Source organism: Candidatus Kapaibacterium sp., from assembly GCA_025059875.1.
GTDB lineage: Bacteria > Bacteroidota > Ignavibacteria > Kapaibacteriales > HRBIN21 > HRBIN21.
The window spans coordinates 388879-412692 of record JANXCT010000002.1; the positions used below are offsets into that span (position 1 = coordinate 388879).

Here is a 23814-nt window from a genome sequence, read left to right on the forward strand (position 1 = left end):
CCTCGTGAGTAGCTGCCAGAGCGAGTGGAGTCCAGAGGCCGAACGCTTCACTCAGACGTATGCAGAGATTCTCGTCGCCCGTGAGCTCTATCCGGACACTGCTCAGAGTAACCGGCAGGTCCAGGAGCTCTTGCGGCAGCACGGCTACTCAAGCGAGCAAGAGTTCCGGGAAGCCTTCCTCCGGTTTGCCCAGGACCCCGAGCTCATCCGCCGCATCTTCGATTCTGCCCTCGCCCGCTCGCAGCGAATGCTGGCTGACTCACTCCGCCAGCGCTCCCAATAGCAGCCTCTCGTCACACGGCTCCAGCTCCGCTATGAGCTGGTCCATAAGCTGCTGGAACGCAGGATCGTGCCAGTCCTCCTCGGAGTTTGTTCGCTCCATAAGCGCATCCAAGATGCGGTCCTGTAGGCGCCCCCGCTGTAGCGCTTCCGCGTAAGGCATGTGGCTAAAGGTTACCATCGTGTAGAGCGGCACGAAACGGTCGGGATACCGGTCGGCAAGGTACTGCTCTAGGCGTTTCCGCAGTAGAAAACGTGGATCGGCAACTTTGTCGCGCATCTCCACGAAGTTCTCCAAAGCTAGCTGCGCAATGGCATCCGCATGGGGTTTGCGGAAGCGCTCAAAGGCTCGAAAGGCCGCTGCCCAGTCCGAATCATAGCGCCGGAGGAAGTCCAGTAAGAGCACGCAGTCTTCAAAGCCAGCGTTCATTCCCTGGCCGTAGAACGGTACGATAGCATGGGCCGCATCCCCTAAGAGGAGTACCTTCCCGCTGTAGCTCCACGGAAAGCAGCGGATAGTCAGCAGGCTGCCCGTAGGATTGGTGAAGAACTCCTCTGTCAGGGCTGGCATAAGTGGCACAACGTCTGGGAATTGGCTACGGAAGAAGTTCAGCACATCGGCCTCAGTGCGCAGAGCAGCGAACGAGAGTTCTCCTTCGAGAGGAAAGAAGAGCGTGCAGGTAAAGCTGCAGTCGGGGTTGGGGAGCGCGATGAGCATGAAGGAATGGCGGGGCCAGATGTGGAGTGCCCGTGGTTCCAGGGCCCACTGGCCTAAAGGTGTCGGCGGAATGGTAAGCTCCTTGTACCCGTAGTCCAAGTACTCCTGGCAGTACGAAAAGCCCTCCAGACGCTGCAAGCGAGCACGAACAGCGGAGTATGCTCCGTCAACACCAAAAACGACCTCTGCTTCCAATCGCTGCACTTCTCCCGAAGGAGTCTCCACGACTACTGCGGGGGTGTCGAGGTCGACATCAACACAGCGGTGTTCGAAGAGGAGCGTAGTCCCTGGCAGTTCCTCTACGGACGTCAAGAGCAACTCGTTGAGCCGACGGCGGTGGAACGAGTAGATGGCCTGTCCTGGCTTGCCGTAGGGTTGGAATCGCTGCTGGCCATCGAGGTCATGGATCATCCGCCCCTCCATTGGAAGCGCGAAGGGTCGGACTCGCTCTTCTAAGCCCGCCAACCGTAATCCACGCCATCCTCGCTCGGAGACGGCCAGGTTGATGGAACGCCCACCGGAGATATTCGTCCGCCGCATGTCCGGACGGCGCTCCACAAGCGTCACGCGGTGCCCACGCTGCGCCAAGAGGCGAGCCCACAATGACCCAACCAACCCAGCTCCAACAACGATCACCGAACGCCGCTGTGCCATTCCTCCTTTACGCCGAGCAAAGGAATGACTTCCTGCAGAGCAAGTCCATGCAGCCAGACCGTAGAACCAGGCAACGGCTCTATGAGAACCCATTCCGTCAGTGCCCCTTCGACCGGAATCCATCGCTGGGGCAGGCACTCGAAGCGTATCCAGTAGCCACGCTCTAACTGCACGAGCTCCCACCGATGCCTACCAGCGGGTAACTCCAGCGTGTCCCAAACCGTCGGCGTTCGAAGGGTACAGGTTCCCATCGAATCTACCGTTAGCACTACGGGAGCGGTACGTCCCCGCTTCTGCTCTGTCGGCGTACTCCGTAGGAGGAGACGGTAGCCGCGGGTAGAAGAGACGTGTAGTGTTGCTCGGAACATTGTTAGCCCAGGCACACGTACCCCAATTCCACCACCTGGAGCAACTTGCAGCCCACCATCCTCCGCATACCACCACCTCGGCTCAGTTCCCCATACGGCGACATCCACAGGCAGTAGGACTCCCTGCTGTTCTGCACGGAACCCCTCAGGAGTCGGCAGGTTGTCAAGCAAGAGCGAGACGGCTAGCCCGCAGCCTCCGAGACTTGCAGCAAGGATGAGAGCAGCCACCGCCTTCATATGCCGACTGCCTGCTGTTCTAGCACCGGCAACAGCCCTGCTTGGCGCAGGACTTCTACTGCGACGTCGTACCGCCGAAATGGGGGCATGAGGTAGACCCCGTCAACCGTATGCCGCACTGCCCGGAGGAATTCCACTGCCAAGGCTATGCCCTCGCGCATGGCTGCCTCCGGGGTCGTAGCCCGTGCCATCCGCTGCCGGACCCACTGCGGAATGCTGATTCCAGGCACTTCGTAGTGCAGGAACTCAGCATGGCGCAAGCTCCGCAGCGGCAGCACGCCTACAAGGACCCGCACCGGCAAATGCGCAATACGGCTCCGGAAGAGCTCCCAGAGCTCCACGTCAAACACTGGCTGTGTGAAGACCACTTGGGCCCCCTGGGCAACTTTGCGCTCCAGCCGCTCTATCTCCTCCTCCCACTGCTCGGCCACCGGATTACAGGCACAGGCGATGCAGAAATTTGCCGCCTGGCCTAGCGGGTTTCCCATGGCATCCACCCCCTCGTTGAGCGCTGCGAGGATGCGGATGAGCCCGATGGAGTCAACGTCGAACACTGCTGTCGCGTTTGGGTAATCGCCAATGTGCGGCGGATCGCCGGTTACAGCAAGGATATTGCGCACGCCCAACGCGTGGGCTCCAAGAAGCTCCGCTTGGAGCGCTACGATGTTGCGATCACGGCAAGCGATGTGCGTGATACACTCTATTCCTGCCTGGGTCTGCACCAAGTAGGCCAAAGCAATCGGGCTCATCCGGAGCCGTGCCCGAGCTCCGTCGGAGATGTTGACGGCATCAATGCCGTGTCGGCGCAGAAAGCGAGCACCCTCGACCACCGATGCCATTTCCAGCCCGCGGGGGATATCAAGCTCCACGGTGACAACGAACCGCTTCCCTAGTGCCTGCTGGAAGCGCGTTGGCAGAGGCTTCTCCTGGCTCACAGGGGAAGGCATCTCCTGCGGAGCCTCAGCAATCTCCGGCACCGTTGATGGCGGAGCCTGTGCGGCTGCGCGTGCTACTGCCCGAACACACTCCACTGTTGCACCTCCATCGACTCCCACGATGCGCACCCCAAGCGCGATGAGTTCCTGCACCTTACGGGCGATGTAGTCGGGATCGGGATCGTAGAACCGCCGCTCGCCGACAATCCGAGGTACGCTCACATCGGGCAGCGCCGCAACTGGTAGACTCGCCCCGCTGATGAGAGAGCGGGCGATTCCAACCATCCGCTGGGGACCTACTGTCCCCGCAGCACCGATCGCCGCAACAGGCTGCTGGCTAAGCTCGACGGCAACCTTCCTGGGAAAAGAACCCATCAGCACGGCGCCATCCTCCGGGAAGGCCTTCAGTGCTACGATCGGCAAGTGAGGACTAACCAACCGCGCTGCCTCGATGGCCAGCAGTAGCTCCCGCAGCTCGATGAATCCCTTGAGCAATAGCAGCTCTGCACCTCCATCCACCAACGCGACGATCTGTTCCACGAACACCTGCCGCGCCTCTTCGGGCGATAAATTCCCTAGCGGAGCCAAAAACCTCCCTGTCGGTCCAACAACGCCAGCAGTGTACGCACGGTTGAGTGCAGCACATCGGGCTAACCATATGCCCGTTCGGTTGAGCTCGTAGACCTTCTCTGCGAGTCCATACCGTTCCAGAGCAAGCCGATTGGCCCGCAGTGTGTTTGTCTGCACTAGCTCTGCTCCAGCTTCCACGAAGGCCCGGTGGATCTCCTCCACAATGACTGGCTGTCGCAGCACGTAAAGCTCTGGCGGGAACTCCGTCAACCCCCGCCGCCATAGCTCTGCTTCCAAAGAGCCGTCGCAGACGAGAACACCCTGCCGTAGCCGCTCTGAGAAGGGCAGCTTCATAGCGACCGCCGCAAGTACCGCTCTATGCTCCACCGACGCGGCGTCCAGACGATCAGCCACAGTGATGCAGCCAACAACGCGATATCTTCCACCACCCGCCCCCACCCGATCCGCTCCGCTGCAGTCTGAGAGAAGCAGCCGCAATGGATGTCCAGACCTCGCACCAAAGCCGAGACCAAAGCCACCGTGAAGATTCCCAATAGAACGGCACTGACAAGCGCCGCCGCCCGAACCCGTATCCCTGCCACAAGCATTAGCCCCACAAATAGCTCCAACCACGGCAGTACGATCGCCGGTAGATTGACCAGCTCGATTGGCAGCAACCGGTAGTTAGCAATCGTGCGTGCAAAGAGTTCGGGGTTTGCGAGCTTATCCGAGGCGGCAACCAGGAAGACCATTCCCACCACGACCCTCAAGGCAAACCCCACAAGCTCTCGCAGCCGTATCAACCCAGGAAGCAGACGCGTCACCATGGGAATCCGAGCTCGCTGTAGCATTGCAGCACCGAAATTACAGCAAACCCCTAAACCCACCGACTCCGCCACCGCCACCAACCGGCTAAGAGCAGTCCGCCGAGGAAGGTCCCCAACCCCCGAGCGGCCAGATCGCCACTCCCCACAGCCACGGCTGCAAGGACTATAGCCCACGCCACCCCTACCGAACCCCACGGATACGGAACCGGACGCAAGCGCTGCCCGACGGCGAGCATAACACCTGCCGCCAACGCAAAGGCCGCCGCCGTCGCCCACGCTGCCCCAACGTAGCCCAAACGAGGCACCAGGAGCCAGATGAGTCCAACATTCGTCAGCACCGCTAACCCCATCGCCAGCGAGAGATGCTCCGTCTGCTTCTGAATGTGGATCGCCGATGCCGCGATAGTGTAAATGCCCAACGCAACGTAGCCAGCTGCCACAATCGGCACAACGCCCAACCCCTCCCAGTACGTCGGATGGATCAACGGGCTCCCCCAGAGCGGTATCCGCACCATGACAGGCATCCACAGGACCAACACCATGTACACGAACGCAGCCGCTACATTCCAGTGCCAAAAGACCCGAGCAAAGAGTCTCGGCGCATCCGCTGCCTCGGCTTGCTCCAGGAAGAACGGTCGCCAAGCGTACTCAAACACCGAGACCATCAGCAGCATCGGTAGTGCCAACCGGTAGTTCGCCTGGTACAGCCCAACAGCAGCAGCATCCATCAGCACCATCAGCAACGGACGATCTAGCACATGGAGGGCAATTCCAGCTAGAGCCGCCGGAACCGTCGGCAACCCATACCGAAGCATCTGCCGCACAAGCTCCCCACACCATTCCCACTGGAACTGGCGCACGACCAACGGGCTCATCGCTACCGCTGTCGCCGCAGAGGCAAGCGCCCCCGCACCTAAGACACCAAGCGCACCCCAGTGCAGGACGAAGAGGAAGTAGACCGTCGCTGCCACCATCAGGACAATATTCCCGAGCCGGAGTGCAGCAAAGAGGCCTAACTGCCGCCGTAGACGCAGCTCTGCAAAAGGCACGGCAGCCACCGCATCGCAGACGGCAATCAACGCTGCTAACCGAATCCCATCCGCCCCAAGGTAGCGCAATTCTAGCCACTCGGCAACATTTGGAGCTCCCCACCAGAGCAGGGTCCCAGCAAGTAGGCTATTGAAGGCCACCATTGACCAGGCGAGCGTGAAGATGCGGCAGCGTTCCCAGTCCGCTGCCTCAACAGCAAAGCGCATGTACGCCGACTCCCATCCCAAGGTCAGAAACACCATCGTGAATGCAAGCCCAGCGTAGACGTAGCTGACCTCCCCCAGTTCCGCCGGCTGGAGTGCGTGGGTGTAGACCGGGGTCAACAAGAAGGTGAGGAGCCGGACCAGAACCGTCGTGATACCATACGCGACAACGTCCCAGGCTAGTCGCCGTAGGACGTCTCTACCTGAACGCAGTCCCGCTGCTTCCCAAATGGCCTCAGAAAGTCCTATTTTTGCGCGACTCTGCGAGCCTACGGACCTAGATGCAAAGCTACCGATTTTCAGCGCTGCTGTTGTTGCTGTACTTTTCGACGTGGGGCCTGTCCCAAGCCACTGAGAGCCTTTCGCCGACAGCACTCCGACTTCGAGAACACGTCCGCTTCCTGGCATCGCCTGAGTTAGAGGGGCGTGCGCCAGGTAGTCCCGGCAACTACCGTGCTGCCGCATACATTGCCGAACACTTCCGGCAGGCTGGAGTTTCACCAGTGGCAGGCCGGTACGAGCATCCCTTCTCGCTCGTTGTAGACCTGCGCATCGGGGCTGGAACACGAGCGGAATTCACTATCACCGTAGAGCGTCTCGATCTCCCCCGCGATATGTGGCGCTCTTACAAGGTGCGGTGGACACCCGGCAAGGACTTCGTGCCCCTGAGTTTCAGTGCCAACGGTACCGCCCGTGGGACCCTGGTCTTTGCCGGCTTCGGCATCTCCGCCCCAGAGCGAGGCTATGATGACTACGAAGGCCTCGATGTTCAGGGAAAAGTTGTGCTCATCCTCCGCGGGACTCCATGGGATGAGCGGCTGCGCTCCAAGCTCGTGCGTGAAAAGCTCCAGGAGGAAAAGCACTCTGTAGACCCCCGCTACGCTTCGCTGCGTTACAAGGTCTCCACCGCAGAGAGCAAGGGTGCAGCAGCCGTGATCATCGTTGACCCGCAGGGCGATTCTTCCAACGTCTTGCTCCCGCTCTCTCCCGAGGCGATGACGCCCCAGGCAAGCATCCCTGTCATCCACGCCCAACGCGTCGAAGCCGCCAAGCTCTTTCCGCGAGACCGCTCACTGTACACTCGTGAGCTGGAGATTCTGCGCACGCTTAAGCCCTACAGCTTCGAACTCCCACTGGTGGAGGCCCACATCACGGTAGAGCTGGAGACATCACAGGCAGAAGTGCCGAATGTCATCGGCTACATCCGCGGGAGCGATCCCCAACGAGCCCACGAATACATCATCCTGGGTGCTCACTTCGACCACCTAGGCTGGGGTGGTTCTGGCTCTCTGTCAACCTCTCAGCAACCGGCAATCCACCCGGGTGCCGATGACAATGCCTCTGGAGTCGCACTCCTCCTTGAGCTCGCCTCCCGCTTAGCTCAAGCCCCACCACCCCGGTCCGTGCTGTTGATTACCTTCAACGCGGAAGAGCGTGGACTCCTCGGCTCCAGCTCCTACGCACGTCGTCCCTTGCTCCCTTTGGACAGTGCGATCGCAATGTTCAACTTCGACATGGTAGGCCGTCTACGAGACAGCACCCTCATTGTACACGGCGTAGGAAGCTCTTCGGTGTGGCGTCCTCTGCTGGACTCCATAGTGCCCCTATTTGGCCTTCGAATATCAACGGCTGAAAGCGGCTTCGGCCCAAGCGACCATACGACCTTCCACGCCCGCGGTCTACCGGTCCTCTTCTTCTTCACTGGCCTCCACAGCGACTACCATCGCCCTAGCGACACCTGGGGCAAGCTCAACTACAGTGGCATGGCAACACTTGCTGATGCCGCTGAAGCCCTCATCCGCGCAGTCACCGCTCTCCCTCAACGCCCTGATTTCCAACGGACGCAGGCCCCAGCGGATCTACGTGCCCCAGGGCGGCTACGGGTTCGCCTTGGTATCATCCCAGACTACAGTGACCATCCCGAAGGTCTCCGCCTTAACGGTGTCAGCGAAGGGAGCCCAGCCGAACGGGCTGGACTTCGATCGGGAGACATCCTGACGGCGCTGGGAAGTACCCGGATCCGCACTATCTATGACCTCATGCAGGCACTCCAGGATTTCACCCCCGGGGACACGGCGACGGTAGAGTTCCTCCGTGATGGCATCCCCCGGAAAGCGACGGTTCGCTTCCAGCAGCCATAAGGCACCGCTGGTATGTCCATTGCGACGATTGTGACCGAGCGCTTCCGGCTGACCTCTACCTCTGGCGAGCACATCTTAGGAGACCTCCGTTGGCTCCCGACCCGTGGGAATGGCCCAATGGTCGTCATGCTCCATGGCTTCACCGGGTTCAAGGATTGGGGCTTCTTCCCATACGTGGCTACAGAACTTGCACAACGAGGAGCCTGCGTGGTAACGTTCAATTTCTCCCTCAGCGGTTACATCGAAGGGTCGGACCGCGTCGAGCGCCCTGAGCTCTTCGCACGCAACACCATCCGCCAGGAGATCGATGACACCGTCACCGTACTGACAGCGCTTCTGAAACGGACGGTAGAGGCCCCCCCATCGTGGTGGAAGCGCTGGAACAAGCAGCTGTTTCTCCTTGGCTACTCTCGCGGAGCTGGAGTTGCCCTCATTGTACTCCGAGAACATCCTCAGCTCTCGGTTCAGCGGTTAGCACTCTGGTCCCCCGTCACTACCTTCCACCACTACACCGAACGCCAGAAGAAGCGCTGGCGGCAACGAGGAACGCTGGAAATCTCCCATACCCGCACCAGCCAAATCCTCCTGATGAACGTGCAGTACCTGGATGACCTGGAAGCCAACAAGGAACGATACGATCTCTTCCGGGCAATGGCTTCGCTACGCTGCCCTACACTGATTGTTCACGGAATGCACGATATCACCGTACCGCTGCGCTCTGTACAAGAGCTTGCAGCGGCTGCTCCACCCGACATGATTCAGCTCCATGTGCTGCCTCATACGGGTCATACGCTAGGCGTGGACCATCCCATGCGCCAACCCTCTCCTGCTGTCGTCGAAGCCACAGCGGTCACGGTGGCTTTCTTTGGTCTCTGACTATGACAGGCTCGGTTCTTCTATGGCTGTGCCTCCTCGTAGGGGCTTGTCGGAGCACACGCCCTGAGGCAGTCCAAGGTCCATATTCGCTTCCACCACAGTCTACTCCACTTGGAACGGCTCTCCCCTTCAAAGCAGCTATAGACAGCGGGCGGACCTCTGACGCACTCTTGCTCTTCACCCTTGCTGACGGCAGACCACTACTAGCTGAAGAACGCTACGAGCTTGTCCCCGAGCTGGAACGGCTTTCTAGTCAGATTGCCCGTCTACCAATCACGGGCATCCGTACCGATAGCCTCTCGCCAGCGCTAGTCCGCGTCGAGATGGAGCTTGACTACTGGCAAACCCTCCGCTTCACCTTGCGGCGTCACAGTAGTTTTTGGGTTGTCACAGGATTAGAGCGAATCCCGTGGAATCGTCCCGCCATTCGTATTTTCCCGCAGCTGGCAGAGTAGGGCATTCTACGACCGACCGTCGATTCCGGCAAGAAGGCCGCCGTCTCACAAGATCGGGTTCTCCCCATGAAGGTCACTGGCATGGTTAGCGTTACGCCGATTGGGACAGGGCTGTCGCTCTCCCACTACATTGCTGTATGTGTCCGTACCCTTCAGGAGGCTGGACTCCAGTGCCACCTCCACGCACACGGCACGAACGTCGAAGGGGACTGGGAAGTCCTCGCTGGTGCTCTTCGTCGATGCTTTGAGCGGCTCCAGCAGGAAGGTGTGCAGCGCATCACCCTATGGCTCAAGGTAGAGATGCGAGCTGACCGCGAGCCTTCGCTGGAAGCAGCGGTTCGTTCCGTCGAACGACGCCTTCAACCTTCAGTGTAAGTCCACATCCAGTTCCGTAGTTCGAGAGATGCCCCACAGGTCCTCTGGCTAAAGGGTGGTCGGTTGTTGTAATTTTGCCCCCAACTCTCTGCTCACTGTCCTCGTCGGTGGTGAGAATCCCCTCTTGAGGTTTGTCCCATAGCCCCCACCTACTCCCTATGAAGATCCCCCGACGCTTTACAGAGGCTGGGCGGTCCCCCTACGACTACTTCAGCTACGAACGCCGTTCCTCTGTTCTGCGCAACCCTGATGGTACCGTCGTGTTCGAGATGCACAATGTGGAAGTTCCCATCCATTGGTCTCAGGTGGCTACAGACATCTTAGCCCAGAAGTACTTCCGTAAGACGGGAGTGCCGCAGTACGACGAGCATGGCAATCCACTCCTGGACAGCGAGGGTAAGCCAATCTTAGGCCCCGAGCGCTCCATCAAGCAGGTAGTCCACCGACTCGCCGGCTGTTGGCGATGGTGGGGCGAGCAGTATGGCTACTTCGATACACCTGAAGATGCTCAGGCCTTCTACGACGAGATCGCCTACATGCTGCTTGCCCAGATGGCGGCACCCAATTCCCCACAGTGGTTCAATACAGGGCTCGCCTACGCCTACGGCATCACAGGTCGGGGACAAGGGCACTGGTACGTCGACCCTGCTACCGGCCGCCTCCAGCGCTCCAAGGATGCTTATACCCACCCACAGGCCCACGCTTGCTTCATTCAGTCCATCCAAGACGATTTAGTCAACGAAGGGGGGATCTTCGACCTCCTAACGCGTGAGGCTCGGGTCTTCAAGTACGGCTCTGGCACTGGTACCAACTTCTCCCCCCTGCGGGCGGCTGGTGAACCACTCTCCGGCGGGGGTGTCTCCTCAGGGCTAATGAGCTTCTTGAAGATCTTCGACCGGGCAGCGGGGGCTATCAAGTCGGGTGGTACCACCCGCCGTGCAGCCAAGATGGTGATCGTCGACATTGACCATCCTGACATCGAAGAGTTCATCCTGTGGAAAGCTCGTGAAGAGGAGAAGGTCGCCTCGCTCGTTACCGGTTCGCGGATCTGCTCCACGTTCCTCCAAGCCATTATGGATGAAGCCGTAGCCCGCGGTACGGATTGGCGGAGCAACCCACGCTTGCAGACCCTCATCCGCCGAGCACTCCACCGCGGAGTCCCCCGCGCATACATCCTACGAACGCTCTCCCTCGTTGAGCAAGGCTACACTCGCCTTGACTTTCCCGTCTTCACCCTGGACTACGAGGGCGAGGCTTACCTAACTGTCAGCGGCCAGAACTCCAACAACTCCGTGCGTGTTCCCAACGAGTTCATGCAGGCTGTCCTCCAGGATGGCACGTGGGACTTGCGTTGGCGCACCGACGGACGCGTCTGCCGGACCGTACGAGCCCGTGACCTGTGGAATGCAATCGCCCTCGCAGCATGGAAGTGCGCCGATCCGGGGCTGCAGTTCGACACGACCATCAACGAATGGCATACCTGCCCCAACTCCGGCCGCATCAACGCCTCCAACCCGTGCTCGGAGTACCTCTTCCTAGACGACACGGCCTGTAACCTGGCGAGCCTCAACCTGCTGAAGTTCTACGATGAAGAGACAGGACTCTTCCGCGTTGAGGACTTTCGCCATGCCGTCCGCCTCTGGACGATCGTCCTAGAGATTTCGGTGCTCATGGCCCAGTATCCCTCCAAGGAGATCGCCCGGAAGAGCTACGAGTTCCGCACCTTGGGGCTGGGCTATGCTAACCTTGGAGCACTCTTGATGGTCAGCGGTATCCCCTACGATTCTCCCCAAGCCTTCGCTATAGCTGGTGCAATTACCGCGATAATGACCGGAGAGGCTTATGCCACCTCCGCTGAGATGGCTCGTGAGCTGGGGCCATTCCCTGGATTCGCCGTCAACCGCGACGCGATGCTCCGTGTTATTCGCAATCACCGCCGAGCAGCGTACAATGCCCCACCTCACGAGTATGAGGGCCTCAGCATCATCCCTATGGGAATCGACCCCAAGTACTGTCCCGACTACTTGCTCCATGCTGCCCGGGAAGCGTGGGATCGAGCGCTTGCACTCGGAGAACTCTACGGTTACCGCAATGCTCAGGTGACGGTCATTGCTCCCACGGGGACTATCGGGCTACTCATGGACTGTGACACAACAGGCATCGAGCCCGACTTTGCCCTCGTCAAGTTCAAGAAACTTGCTGGCGGAGGCTACCTGAAGATCGTCAACCAAGCTGTCCCGAAAGCGCTTCGCAGACTAGGCTACAGCGAAGACCAGATCCGAGACATCGTGGCATACTGCATCGGTCATGGGTCGCTCGTGGGCTGCCCCACGATTACTCATGAGCGCCTTCGGCAGAAGGGCTTCACGGACAAGGAAATAGCGCTCGTAGAATCCCTCCTACCGAATGTGTTCGACATTCGCTTTGCCTTCACGAAGTGGACCCTCGGAGAAGAGTTCTGCCTGCGATTGGGCTTCAGCCGCGAACAGTTAGAGTCGCCGACATTCGACCTACTACAGGCTCTCGGCTTTACGCCAGAAGAGATTGAAGCTGCAAATGAGTATGTCTGCGGCACGATGACTGTAGAAGGGGCTCCGCATTTACGCCCCGAGCATCTCCCGGTATTTGACTGCGCAAACAAGTGCGGAAAGCGAGGCACACGCTACATCGACTACCTGGCCCACGTACGCATGATGGCTGCTGTCCAGCCGTTCATCTCCGGCGGAATTTCCAAGACTGTGAATATGCCAATGGAGGCAAGTGTTGCCGACATCGCTGAGGTCTATCTCCAGTCCTGGCGGATGGGGCTGAAGGCTATCGCGCTCTATCGAGACGGTTCTAAGCTCTCGCAGCCCCTCAGCACAGGTATCGCAGAAGGGCTGGAGGATGAGATCGTCATGCTCGGCGACGAGGAGACCCTTGACGAGACGAAGGGTCCGAAAGAGGTGCAGGAACGCATCGTAGAACGGATTGTCTACCAGCGTCCCCAACGGCGTCGGCTTCCCAAGAAGCGCCATGGCTTCGTTCGCGAAGCCTACGTCGGCGGACACAAGGTTTACTTACGCACTGGCGAGTACGAAGACGGCACCCTCGGAGAGATCTTCATCGACATGTACAAGGAGGGGGCATCCTTCAAGGGCTTGCTCAACTGCTTCGCTGTTTTAGCTTCGAAGGCACTCCAGTACGGCATTCCGTTGGAAGAGCTGGTGGATACCTTTACCTTCACCCGCTTTGAGCCGTCTGGTCCTGTTGAGGGTCACGAAGCGATCAAGTACGCCACCTCCGTACTCGACTACGTCTTCCGCTCTCTGGCCTACGACTACCTGGGGCGCACTGACTTCGTCCACGTCAAAGCCGTTGACGAAGTCCCGCCCGACACTTCCCATCCCACTACATCGGCCGGGGAAAAATCCGCATCGCCAACAGCAACTCCTCCTGCACATCCCAGCAGTGGGTCAAGCGGGTCACCCCTACCAAACCCATCTCCGTCCGGGGCATCCCCACAAGTAACTCGAATCATCGAGTGGGAAAACTCCTCGGCCGCGGAGGAACCAGAACTCGTCACTGCTAACGGGATTGGGATTAACGGTGCCTATGCCCGCCGCGTTGCGGAAGCAAAAGCCCGAGGCTACACGGGCGAGGTATGCCCTGTCTGCGGCTCGATGCGGATGCGGCAGAGCGGGAGCTGCTCCGTCTGCGAAGACTGTGGCACAACCAGCGGCTGCTCGTAATTGCGATGAGGAGCGGAATTTGGATTGTCGATCACCACACCCAAGATTTGGAGTTCCACTATCGGGTCACGGAAGTCCTGTATTCCGGAACCACCGCCTACCAGCGCGTCGACATCGTGCGTGCTCCCGCCCTGGGAAAAGCACTCTTCTTGGATGGGCGCATCCAGTCGGCCCAGATCGACGAATTCATCTACCACGAGGTCCTCGTCCATCCCGCGCTTCTCGCACACCCTGAACCACGACGGGTCCTCATCATGGGAGGCGGGGAAGGAGCGACCCTGCGAGAAGTGCTCCGCCATCCCTCAGTACAGCTTGCCACAATGGTTGACATTGACCGCGAACTCGTAGAGCTCTGTGAACGCTACTTGCCGGAATGGCATCAGAACTGCTTCCGCGACCCGCGCTCTCAGCTCGTCTTCGGGGATGCCAGGGCCTTTGTGGAAGGGACAACCGAGCTCTACGACATCATCATCTCCGACCTGACCGAGCCGATAGAAGGAGGTCCTTCAGTGATGCTGTTCACCGTAGAGTTCTACGAGTGCCTAGCTCAGCGGCTCACTGACAACGGGCTCTTCGTGGCCCAGGCAGGGAGTGCCGACCCGGTATATCCCGAGTTCGTTACTAGCCTCTCCCGAACCCTTCGAGAAGTCTTCCCGTATGTACGGGTCTTCTGGGCTTTCATCTACTCCTTCCAGCTCCCCTGGGCATTCGTGTTGGCAAGCAAACGTGATGATCCTGCTGCACTTTCCACTGAGGAAATACGAGAACGCTATGCTGAACGGGGGCTCAAGACGCAGTACTACTGTCCCGAGCTCCACTCAGCACTATTTGCCCTACCAGTTTACCTACAGGATGCCCTCCGTCATCGGGGACAACGCATTACCGATCGATCAGCCTTTATATGGCATGCTTAAGCCCTGTGGCAAGTGGAGTACTGCATATATTTGTGGGTTGTCTGTCTACAGTAAGTGCGACTGCGCTGTCTCACACCGAATGAGCTACGGATGCGCACCCTGAGTCTTGGAGCTATGACAGCTTTCCTGTTATGCCTGAGCGTCTCTCACCTCGTTGCTCACGACGGCTGCGCCCAACAGGCCAAAGCTTCCTGCTGTCGAGCAAAAGCCACAAAACAAGTCGAGCAGCAAGAAGCGACGCCAGAACGGGCTGCAGTGCCAACAACGGTTGCTGACCGAGAGCAAGGGACAGCGGACAAAGAGGGATGTTGTCGCAAAAGTTCATCTGCAGCAAAAACGGCAGCAAAGTTTGATTCCTGCCATGACGACGAAGCAACTCAGGCCCAGGATGGCTGCTGCAGCACCCGATCTACAACGGAAGAAGGCCCTTCCTCCAGCGAGGAAGCCCCACAGTAACACGGTTGGACCGTTCTAAGGAGCTCTCATGGCGCGTGGTGGTGGTGCCGGCAAAGTCTACTTCGTGCTCTACTTAGCCGTAGTCCTGGAGCTACTCCTCATCATCGTGGAGCGGGATGAAGCTGAGGAGCACCTGCTGAAGAAGCAGAAGGAGTCCATGAGAATTGTACAGAGCATCCTGTCACAGCTCCAGGTCGGGACAGGGACGGAAGGCATCAGCACACGTCCAAAGGACGAGATTACGATTGCCGAAAGTTATCTCCAGGCAGCAGGAGGTCCACAGATTCGCCAGGACCGCTACTACGAGGTTGAGGTCGGGGTCACCGACATCAGTGGCATGGGAGCAACCGAAGGCATGGAGCCAGCGGAGGCGAAGAAGCGACTGGAAACTCTGATGCGCTTAGCAAATGTCCAGGAGCTCGACTACCAAATCTTCTACCATCCTAGTCCTAATCCCCAACAGCCACCCTCATTCCCTCCCGATGATACCCTTCGTCGCCTCCGCTGGGAGACCTTCGTGGAAGGTCAGCCGATTGGTCCAGAGGTGGAAGGTTCTCCATGGCGGCTACTCGTGATGAGACGCCTGGAGCTAGACCTATCCGCTATGCGCGACTATCAAACGCCTATCTACAAAGCTTACACCATCGCCATCGGGGATATCCGGCGCTTTGCTCCACCAGATGCGGTTGCCAAAGACAGTATCTACTGGTACGACCACAAGCGAACGCTGGAGCGCGCCCAGCAGAACGGTGGACGTATCAAGAAGCGTGTCTTTGCTGTTCGGTTCCAACCACCCGCGCAACCTGGTTGGTACAAACTCCGCTTCGCCTCCCGGACGAACCGTATCCTCGGTATCCAGGCCGAGCAGCCGCTGGAGCTTGGCGGCGAGGAGACCGTCAACATTGGCACAGTACAGATCAAAGTCAAAGACCTACAGCTCGTCAAACGCGAGTTGGAGTATGAGCTAGATGCTTATAATCCGCCGTTAGCCGATGACCTCATCAGCGGACGCATAGATGCTGAAGGATTCCTCAATGGCCTTGCGGCCTCGATAGAGTACGTACGCCGCGAGTTTCCAGAGAAAGCCCCTGAAATCGCCAACAAGTTGGAGCTCTATGGGTACATTGCACGGCTGCTCGCCCCAGGGCAATCCGCCGGCTTCGAACAGAATCGGTCCAGCATTGCGATCGATATCCGTGTCATCAAGCCTGCCGTTCCACCACCAGCAGATCCCAAGGTCTTCTTGACTCAGGAGGAGTTCTACTCGTTCGACAAAGCCCAGCGCACCGTTATTCCCTTTACAGCAGGCCCCATAAACCCCGGAGGTAGACCACCGACAGTTACGATCCAACCGCCCCTCTCCTTCCGACTCGTAGACCTGGGACCTGAGTTGGTCGCAGGAGGTCCTACCGCTGGGGGTGGAACGAACCATAAGTTTGAGCTCCAAATCAACGAGCCAATAGCAAGCGGAGAGTACACCATCCGGATTACCCACACGAACATAGCAGGGAAGCAAACGACTTCAGAAGCTCGCTTGGTTGTCTTTCCAAGCCGCCTCAACAATGCCCAGGACATAGACGCTGCCCTCCAGAACAACCTCTTCTATGGCTACACTTTTCAGGTCACTGCTGATCCTAGCTCAGGTGGGAAGATCCCAGCAGCCCAGTTCCGCACGAGCATTCAACTCGGAGCTGACCAGCAACCTGCCGCTCCAGGATTGCAGGCTGAACGAGACATTCCTGCAGTTGCAACGACAGTCAACGTGCGGGTCACGTGGCAAAATCCATATACTGGCGAAGTCGTAACCCTCTACGAAGGGAGTGGGACTCCACAGCAGCGAGCTCCACGCTTCTCAGTTAGCGACCTGAAGATTGACCCTACGATTGACCCACGCAATCCGGAGCTCCTCGTTACCGGCATCACAATCCTGCCACCTTTCGTAGACATCCAGCGGCTGGCAACTCCGGAGGATATCCGAGACGTTCGGGTCCAGATTACGCGGGCCGACATCCCTAATTACAAGCCTTCGGCCACGATTAACCGCGTGGGGGCCAATACTTATGAGGTACGGATCCGTTTGGACGGTCCACTTCCCCTACGCCGAGGCCGAGTAGATGGGACAGTCTCGCTCCTGGTCACCGCAAAGGTCCGGAACCCCATCAATGGAGCTGAATCCCGTGAAGGACGCGTAGCTATCCCGAATATCCCGATCGCGTATTGATTGATCACATGTCAGAATACGAGTGCTGATAGCGATGCAACGAATAGCCCAGAAACTGCTTGTAGCAACTAGCTTTTATCTCTTCCTCTCCTGGGGAGTGGGGACCTATGCGCAGGATGCTGAACTTCGGGCCATCCTGCGCAAGTTTAAAAACTACCGCTACAGCACCATTTCCCTCTTCCGCTTAGAGGGACAGGTCTTTTCCGACGTCCAGGAGCTGCTCAACCCAATGCCGAAGGCTCCCCAAGTTGTAGCTAATCTCCAGTCTACGAATCCCTCCCTCTACCAGCAAATTCAAGACCGAGTGATGCTAGAGGGGTGTGCGGCTGAAGTCCAAGAGGTCTTACGGAAGCTACGTGAAGAAGATGGAGTTCCCCCAGGCATAGTAAACCGTGCAGAGACGATTGAGGCCGTCAAGTATGCCGTTCAAGTGATGCAGAACAACTGTAATGCCTTCAAGAGTGCTTTCGTCGTCACCACCCGCTTCCGCCCAGGGGAACCTTTCAGCATTATTGCTCTCATCAAGACCCGTGATCGCTCACGCACTATCGCCCGCGATCTCCGAAGCATCCAGGACGCCGATATTCTACTGTTCTCCGACCTGCGTCGGATCGCTGCACCTCCTACATCACCATCACCGACACTGTACGACTACCTAGCCAATGCCATTATCCAGGGCGCCGTAGAAAATGTCACCCTAGAAGCTCAGGGTATCGGTGACGAAACAACCCAGTTTGCTCCCCCGACGTTTGGTAATGCCGAGCCTGTTCCGGAAGACGATATCCAAACCTACCTGCGAATCTCAGAAGGCCAGCCCTCAGCTTACAGCCATCCTAATGAACTGACTATGAGCTTTCCTGACCTCCTCCGCTACCGGTACTACGCTGTCCGAGCTGAAGAGGTGGGAACAGCCGAAAGTACTGAGGATACCGTCCGGATCTACAATCTCCATCTGCCCCACTTAGGAGTCGAGTTTCGACACGGATTAGAAGAGCTTAACTACCCGTCAGTATGGTCCCAACGAGTAACTCTCAATGCCCTTTGGAGCAGTGCTCGACTAGGGGTCATCCTACCAATGAAGGGATGGGGTGAGCTCTCCTCTAAGATCGGCCCTAAACCTCGCTTGACTCACGCCGGTTGGGGCCTCTATGGAACGGTGGATTTCCCAATCAAGCTCCTCTACGATGGCGGAGTCTTCCACGCCTCTGCCTCGTATGTCTTCGGGGATGCCAAAGCATCAGGTCGGCCTATTTGGAATCCCGAGCTCCAGAGAACCTCGGACTTCTTGATCCGCTACCATGTTCAGCTCCAGTATTCCTTTGCGATTGCCGTAGACAAAAATTACTTCTTCCGCTTCCGGCTAGGGGGAACTGTCTATGGGGCAGAGACTTGGGTGGAGCGCGAGGACACAACAGAAGATCGGGAGATTATCCGCCGCTTCCGAAGGGCAAGCAACGAGACGATTGGCGGTATCAGCGGCGGGGTTGATTTCCTTTCCACCGGAATCCAGACTCCGTATGGCTTTGCTCTCAATTACTTCGACGGGACACTCCTTGGTACCTTGTGGCTGCAAATCCCCGTTACCCGAGGCCTGTCGCTGCGCTTTGACGGGCGTGTCTTCACATGCCTCCTGCGCGATCCTCGGCTTTGGGAAGAGCGAGTCCTCTTCTTCCCTTCTGCACGTGTCGTGTTGAACTTCTGAGCTGACCTAGCGACTATGTATCGACTACTCTTGCTCGCTTCCGGACTCGTCGCTTCAGTAGCAATAGCACAACAGTCCACCACGCCCGCTGCCTCTAGTCCAGCACCGAACTACGACACTGCACTTGCGGCCCTGAAGACAATTGACCCCAATATCCTCCGCTATTTCCCACGGTGGCGGATCTGCGAGCCGAACTTGATGATTCAGATCCATCAAACTTTCCTGCTGCTGGGATACCCCGAGGAACAGCTGGACATGCAGCGGATCATCATCACTGCTGCTCCTACTCTCCGCAGTGGCAACGAGGAGTTTGAGATCCTAGTCATAGAGTGCGGAGCCGCAAAGATGGTCTCCTCGGAAATCGAGGCCAATATGCGGAGCTTAGGCTCATTCTTAGCCGATCCACAGCGCCGATACTGCTATGAAGATATTCCGCCTACTGTTCCCCCAACCCCAGCGCAAGCAGAGGCGATCATCAACTTTACTATGCCTCCAGCAGCAGCACATGCCATCGCTATCTCTGCCTTTGAACAGAGCCTAAAGCTCGGCCGAAGTGGCTTTTGGCTCCGTGCGACATTAGGCGTAGACCATATCGGCTACCACTTCTGGTCTGCCGGTATCGCCCACGTCCTACTCCAGCGTCCTCTCATTCGGAACACCGACCTCCAAACGCAGAAGTCTATCCCTCATCTACTGGATGTCCAACTTGGTATCGGGTACCGCATCACCGGAGGGTTAGACCCAAACTTCCTTGGAGGCTTCATTCCTACCCGAAAACTCAATACCGATGGTGGTGGTCAGCTCCTTGCCGGAGTCGATTTCTATCTCCCCTTCCATCCCGCCGCAGGTACCAGCCTACACCTCGGCCTTCCGCTGCGAGATATCGACCCGACAGAAACCATCAATCTTAACTCCTACGCTATCCTCCCCGTGGGGGCTAACCGTGAACCGCTGCGGGCTGACGACCCCTCTTGGCACATCGCGACAGATAGTGTCGTCCCACTCCTCCGGTCTTACGGCCGATGGACAGTTTTCTACAACTGGTGGCTAACCTCGAGACACCCAGATCACTTCTTCCGCATTGAGTTGGGTGTTTGCTACGCCGAAATCCAAGAAGCCGCTCTACGGTACAATCCTGATCAGAGCATCTCTTTGGTGCGCGATGGAGTAACAGGGCTCCGGCTCTACAAACCTCAACAGCTCGGGGATTGGCTCTACGCACGGTTGGAGTACCGCAACCAGAGCAACTTCCCGTTCGGGATTGCCTTGCAGTACTCCAACCAAATCCTGCTCGGGAGAGCTTACGTACCCATTGTCGGACGCTGGTTGTACGTTGAAGGAAAGTACTCCGCCCCTCTGCGGCCGCTCCGTCCATTCGAGAGGCGTCACTTCTTCGTCCTCTCGCCCCTGTTTCGGATCGTAATGTAACGAGCTGCCCCCACCACGGCATGGCAGTCTCTCTACTGTGACTGAGCTACAAGACCCTAAGGGGAGCCAATGAGAGCTGGATATGCAAGCCTCGTGCTTGCCGGTGCCTTGGGCACGCTGATGGCTCTCCCACAGGAACTCCCCGACACTGCTTCCCTCCAGCGCCGACTCTTAGAACAGGCCCAAATTCAACCTCAGCGCCCAACATTTCAACTCCGGCTACACAACGTGGACATTACGCAGTTCCCGTTGGTCAACTTGATTGTCGAAGTTCTTGGAGAAGAACCCGACACCCTGCTACCCGAAGATTTCATCATCGTGGAGAACAACCGAAGCTACCCTGTGCTGGCTACTAGCCGTCTCTCGCCTCAACGTCGCGTCCCGATAGACTTTGTATTTGTGGTGGATGTCACCGGCACTATGCAGGCTTACATTAAGGGAGTTCGGGATAACATCCTTCGCTTTACGCAGACGCTACTGTTGCACGGCATTGATTACCGACTAGCGTTGATCTTGTTCTCCGACATTATCGAACAGGTATACCCTTTCACGGAGGATGCCAAGGAATTCATCGGATGGATCGCCCGCATTTGGGCGAGTGGTGGAATGGATGAGAAGGAAAATGCACTCGAAGCCTTGGCTGAAGCTTCCAGAATGCCCTTCCGGCCGGCAGCAAATCGAGTAGCGGTTCTCATCACAGATGCCCCTTACCACCAGCAGGGCGAGCGCGGGCACGGACGTACGAACTTCACTACAGAGTCAATCATTGAACTCCTGCGCAGCCACCAGCTCCGCGTCTTCTGTATCACCCGCCCAGAGCTGAAGGAGTATAGGCAGATTGCTGATGCAACGCGCGGCTCTGTGTACGATATCCAGCTGCCATTTTCAAGGATCCTAGATCGCTACGCGGCTGAACTGACCAACCTTTGGGTACTGACCTACCGAACGGGTGAAGACATTCCCCTTGACTCCATACGCGTGGCTATTCTGGACCGCGAACGTCGGCAACTGGTTCGGCAAGTCATCCCAATCGTAGCGATCGGGCGGAAGTTCATTTTAGAGCACCTCCTCTTTGGGATCAATAGTGCAGAACTCCCCGACACGGTACCCGAGCTAGAGACAATCGCACGTTTCCTCAAACGCCGTCCAGAGGTTGTGATCCGGATAGAGGGACATACTGACAATCGCGGCAGTCCAGCCCACAACCGCCGTCTATCCCTCCAGCGGGCGGAGAGCGTCCGCCGGTACTTACTCCGACGTGGAGTGTCGGAACGTCAACTCCTCATTGCAGGATTCGGCTCTACCCGACCCATCGCCGACAACGAGACAGAGTTCGGGCGCAGTCTGAACCGACGCGTGGAGATCGTCATCGTTCGGAAGTAAACCTCCTCCGAACAAGCTGCCAACAGAGTAAGGCAAGAACCGCAACTACCGCTGTATATCCCGTAGTGGCCGCTGCATACTTCAGGACAAACTCCGTTACTGGCACCTCCAATGGATGGACAAAGAGAGCGAAGTACAGTAGGTTGTGAAGGACGCACACTAGCAGCAGAATTCCCATTAGACGGAGTAGATCCACTGTGGCTAGCCACCCAGGATCCTCCGGATGTGCAAAGAGACCACCAACAAACCCCGCTACCGTCTTGGCAAAAGCATGGAGTCCTAACTGTCCCTGCATTGCCCAGTCTAGCAGGAGCCCACATCCAAAGCCTGCAATCATTCCGGCTATCTGCCCTTCCCGCAGAGCAATCCACACCGTTAGCACTAAAAGCACGTCAGGAACAATCCCTGCAACGGCAATCCACGGGAGTACCACTACGTGAAGGACAGCCGCCCCGAGAGCGACGACACTATAGCTTACCACACGCGACCATGCCCGTGCACCTAGCAGCACCATAACCGGTTCACGGCTCCCGCTCTGGACGGAGGAGCCGCTCCTCTAACGCTCGCCGCTCAGGATTGGGGCGATGGAGGAGTACGGCTACAGTCTGGAGGCTCTGATACGCTACGGCTGGTACAACACGAATCCGGTAGAAAGGGGTCGTCGGATCGCGTGTCACTTCCTGGACAGTGCCAACAGGGATTCCGGGTGGGAAACGGTCACTAGAAGCCGAGGTCACAACTCTCTCGCCTGCCTGAACCGACACAGATGTTGGGATGTACTCCAGAGCGAACTCCCCTACGACACCCTTCCACGCCAGAATCCCTTCAGCAGAGGACGATTCGAGCCTTACAGCTACCCGAACTCCTCGGTTATCCAGCAGCTCCACTACGGCAAAGTGTGGACTAACTGCTTGGACTCTTCCGACTAGCCCCGCTGGAGCAACTACTGGCATAGCTGGACGAAGACCGTCGGAAGACCCTTTATCCAAGATGGCGTACGACCGCAGTTGACCGACCGTCAATCCTACTACACGGGCGAAGACAAGAGGGTAGGATAGCCGCTGCCGTAGCTCCGAAAGCTGCTGGAATTGCTTGTTCTCAGCTACCGCTTGCCGGAGACTGATAGTCTCTAGCAGCAGCGCAGTGTTGAGTCGTGCGAGGAGCTCATTCTCTCGGCGCAGTGCTGCAGGATTCGGGATTGCCCCAATGAGCCCCTGCACCACGCCAAGGACCCCAACTGTGAAGGTCGTGAGTCCTGGGATAGCTGTCGGCTGCCCTAACTGCATCAACCCCACACACAGCAGCAGCAGTGCAGCTAGAATCACATACTGCCGGAAGCGCACGAAGAAGGCAGCTATCCGCTGCAGCAGCATTCTGGAGGCCTTACCGCCTCAGCTGTTGTACTCGTAAAAGCCGCGCCCAGTCTTCCGTCCCAGGTGCCCTGCCGCCACCATCTTACGCAGTAGGGGGCACGGACGGTACTTGTCGTCTCCGAGCTCGCGATGAAGGACCTCCAGAATCGCCAAGCAGACATCCAACCCAATCAGATCCGCTAAGGCAAGCGGACCCATCGGATGGTTCATCCCAAGACGCATGACGGTGTCGATGTCCTCTGCCGAGGCAACACCCTCCATGAGGCAGTAGATGGCCTCGTTGATCATCGGCATCAACACTCGGTTGGAGACAAAACCAGGGGAGTCCTGGACACAGACTGGTGTCTTGCCTATGCGGCGTGCCAACCCTTCAGTGGTGCGAAAAGTCTCATCACTGGTCATCAACCCCCGGACAATCTCACAGAGCTGCATAACTGGCACGGGGTTGAAGAAGTGCATCCCGATAACTCGGTCTGGACGCCGCGTGCTTGCAGCCAGCCACGTGATGGGGATGGAAGACGTATTGGTGGCAAAGATGACCTCTGGACGGCAGAGCCCATCCAACCGTGCGAAGAGCTGGCGCTTCAGCTCCGCATGTTCCGGAGCCGCCTCGATGACAAAGTCCGCTGTTGGAGCTGCAGAATCTAGGTCTAACGTGAACTCAATTCGGTTGAGCGTTGCCTCTTTCTCCTGCTCCGTCAGCACCCCTTTGCTAACCTGGCGCTCCAGGCTACGCCCTATGAGCGAGCGTGCCCTCTGGAAGACTTCTTCGGCTACATCGACGACGGCAACCTGAAAGCCATGTTGGGCAAAGACTTGGGCAATCCCGCTACCCATCGTGCCTGCGCCAATGACGAGGATACGCTCCATCCGGCGTCCACCCAGCAATCTTCTACCAACGGCCGCAAAAATACGGAC

General features: G+C 58.1%; 19 protein-coding genes. 11 read left to right on the plus strand and 8 right to left on the minus strand.

Annotated features, from left to right (window positions below):
* The first annotated feature begins 4 nt into the window (after window positions 1–4).
* Window positions 5–283, plus strand: coding sequence for a hypothetical protein (locus tag NZ960_04330; protein MCS7176837.1), 279 nt, complete (start codon window positions 5–7; stop codon window positions 281–283).
* Here NZ960_04330 and NZ960_04335 read toward each other — a convergent pair.
* The 5 genes from NZ960_04335 to NZ960_04355 are packed head-to-tail and all read right to left on the minus strand — an operon-like array spanning window position 260 to window position 6216.
* Complete coding sequence (locus tag NZ960_04335; GenBank protein MCS7176838.1) at window positions 260–1651, minus strand: FAD-dependent monooxygenase; 1392 nt, start codon at window positions 1649–1651, stop codon at window positions 260–262. The genes NZ960_04330 and NZ960_04335 overlap by 24 nt on opposite strands.
* Complete coding sequence (locus tag NZ960_04340; protein ID MCS7176839.1) at window positions 1630–2256, minus strand: hypothetical protein; 627 nt, start codon at window positions 2254–2256, stop codon at window positions 1630–1632. Before NZ960_04340 ends, NZ960_04335 begins: the two co-directional genes overlap by 22 nt.
* Window positions 2253–4115: a bifunctional homocysteine S-methyltransferase/methylenetetrahydrofolate reductase gene (locus NZ960_04345; protein MCS7176840.1), complete on the minus strand. Its 1863-nt coding sequence runs from the start codon at window positions 4113–4115 to the stop codon at window positions 2253–2255. The genes NZ960_04340 and NZ960_04345 overlap by 4 nt, the downstream gene beginning before the upstream one ends.
* On the minus strand, window positions 4112–4612 hold the full coding sequence (locus NZ960_04350; GenBank protein MCS7176841.1) for a DoxX family membrane protein: 501 nt from the start codon (window positions 4610–4612) through the stop codon (window positions 4112–4114). The genes NZ960_04345 and NZ960_04350 overlap by 4 nt, the downstream gene beginning before the upstream one ends.
* 26 nt (window positions 4613–4638) lie before the next feature.
* Complete coding sequence (locus NZ960_04355; protein MCS7176842.1) at window positions 4639–6216, minus strand: polysaccharide biosynthesis C-terminal domain-containing protein; 1578 nt, start codon at window positions 6214–6216, stop codon at window positions 4639–4641.
* Between NZ960_04355 and NZ960_04360 the strand changes: the two genes are divergently transcribed.
* From NZ960_04360 to NZ960_04405, 10 genes are all read left to right on the plus strand, one after another.
* A complete protein-coding gene (locus tag NZ960_04360; protein ID MCS7176843.1) occupies window positions 6123–7982 on the plus strand; it encodes a M28 family peptidase in 1860 nt (619 codons plus the stop codon). The genes NZ960_04355 and NZ960_04360 overlap by 94 nt on opposite strands.
* A gap of 12 nt (window positions 7983–7994) precedes the next feature.
* A complete protein-coding gene (locus tag NZ960_04365) occupies window positions 7995–8858 on the plus strand; it encodes an alpha/beta hydrolase (GenBank protein MCS7176844.1) in 864 nt (287 codons plus the stop codon).
* 2 nt (window positions 8859–8860) lie between these two features.
* Window positions 8861–9313 carry a hypothetical protein gene (locus NZ960_04370; GenBank protein ID MCS7176845.1) on the plus strand — a complete coding sequence of 151 codons (453 nt, stop codon included), beginning with the start codon at window positions 8861–8863 and terminating at the stop codon, window positions 9311–9313.
* 66 nt (window positions 9314–9379) lie between these two features.
* Window positions 9380–9688, plus strand: coding sequence for an MTH1187 family thiamine-binding protein (locus NZ960_04375; GenBank protein ID MCS7176846.1), 309 nt, complete (start codon window positions 9380–9382; stop codon window positions 9686–9688).
* A gap of 158 nt (window positions 9689–9846) precedes the next feature.
* Window positions 9847–13419: a vitamin B12-dependent ribonucleotide reductase gene (locus NZ960_04380; protein ID MCS7176847.1), complete on the plus strand. Its 3573-nt coding sequence runs from the start codon at window positions 9847–9849 to the stop codon at window positions 13417–13419.
* Window positions 13420–13424: 5 nt separating this feature from the next.
* Entirely contained in the window at window positions 13425–14333 is a 909-nt protein-coding gene (gene speE, locus NZ960_04385; GenBank protein MCS7176848.1) for a polyamine aminopropyltransferase, read from the plus strand.
* A gap of 484 nt (window positions 14334–14817) precedes the next feature.
* The gene (locus tag NZ960_04390) at window positions 14818–17010 is read left to right on the plus strand and encodes a hypothetical protein (protein MCS7176849.1); all 2193 of its coding nucleotides are present in this window, start codon (window positions 14818–14820) and stop codon (window positions 17008–17010) included.
* 34 nt (window positions 17011–17044) lie between these two features.
* Complete coding sequence (locus tag NZ960_04395; protein MCS7176850.1) at window positions 17045–18712, plus strand: hypothetical protein; 1668 nt, start codon at window positions 17045–17047, stop codon at window positions 18710–18712.
* Between the two features lie 15 nt (window positions 18713–18727).
* Window positions 18728–20140: a hypothetical protein gene (locus tag NZ960_04400; protein MCS7176851.1), complete on the plus strand. Its 1413-nt coding sequence runs from the start codon at window positions 18728–18730 to the stop codon at window positions 20138–20140.
* 69 nt (window positions 20141–20209) lie between these two features.
* A complete protein-coding gene (locus tag NZ960_04405; GenBank protein MCS7176852.1) occupies window positions 20210–21523 on the plus strand; it encodes an OmpA family protein in 1314 nt (437 codons plus the stop codon).
* Here the strand turns inward: NZ960_04405 and mreD are convergent.
* The 3 genes from mreD to NZ960_04420 are packed head-to-tail and all read right to left on the minus strand — an operon-like array spanning window position 21507 to window position 23766.
* Window positions 21507–22037, minus strand: a complete 531-nt coding sequence (gene mreD, locus NZ960_04410) for a rod shape-determining protein MreD (protein ID MCS7176853.1) — start codon at window positions 22035–22037, stop codon at window positions 21507–21509. The genes NZ960_04405 and mreD overlap by 17 nt on opposite strands.
* A 7-nt stretch (window positions 22038–22044) precedes the next feature.
* The gene (locus tag NZ960_04415) at window positions 22045–22896 is read right to left on the minus strand and encodes a rod shape-determining protein MreC (GenBank protein ID MCS7176854.1); all 852 of its coding nucleotides are present in this window, start codon (window positions 22894–22896) and stop codon (window positions 22045–22047) included.
* 18 nt (window positions 22897–22914) lie between these two features.
* Window positions 22915–23766, minus strand: a complete 852-nt coding sequence (locus NZ960_04420) for a 3-hydroxybutyryl-CoA dehydrogenase (GenBank protein MCS7176855.1) — start codon at window positions 23764–23766, stop codon at window positions 22915–22917.
* Between the last annotated feature and the right edge of the window lie 48 nt (window positions 23767–23814).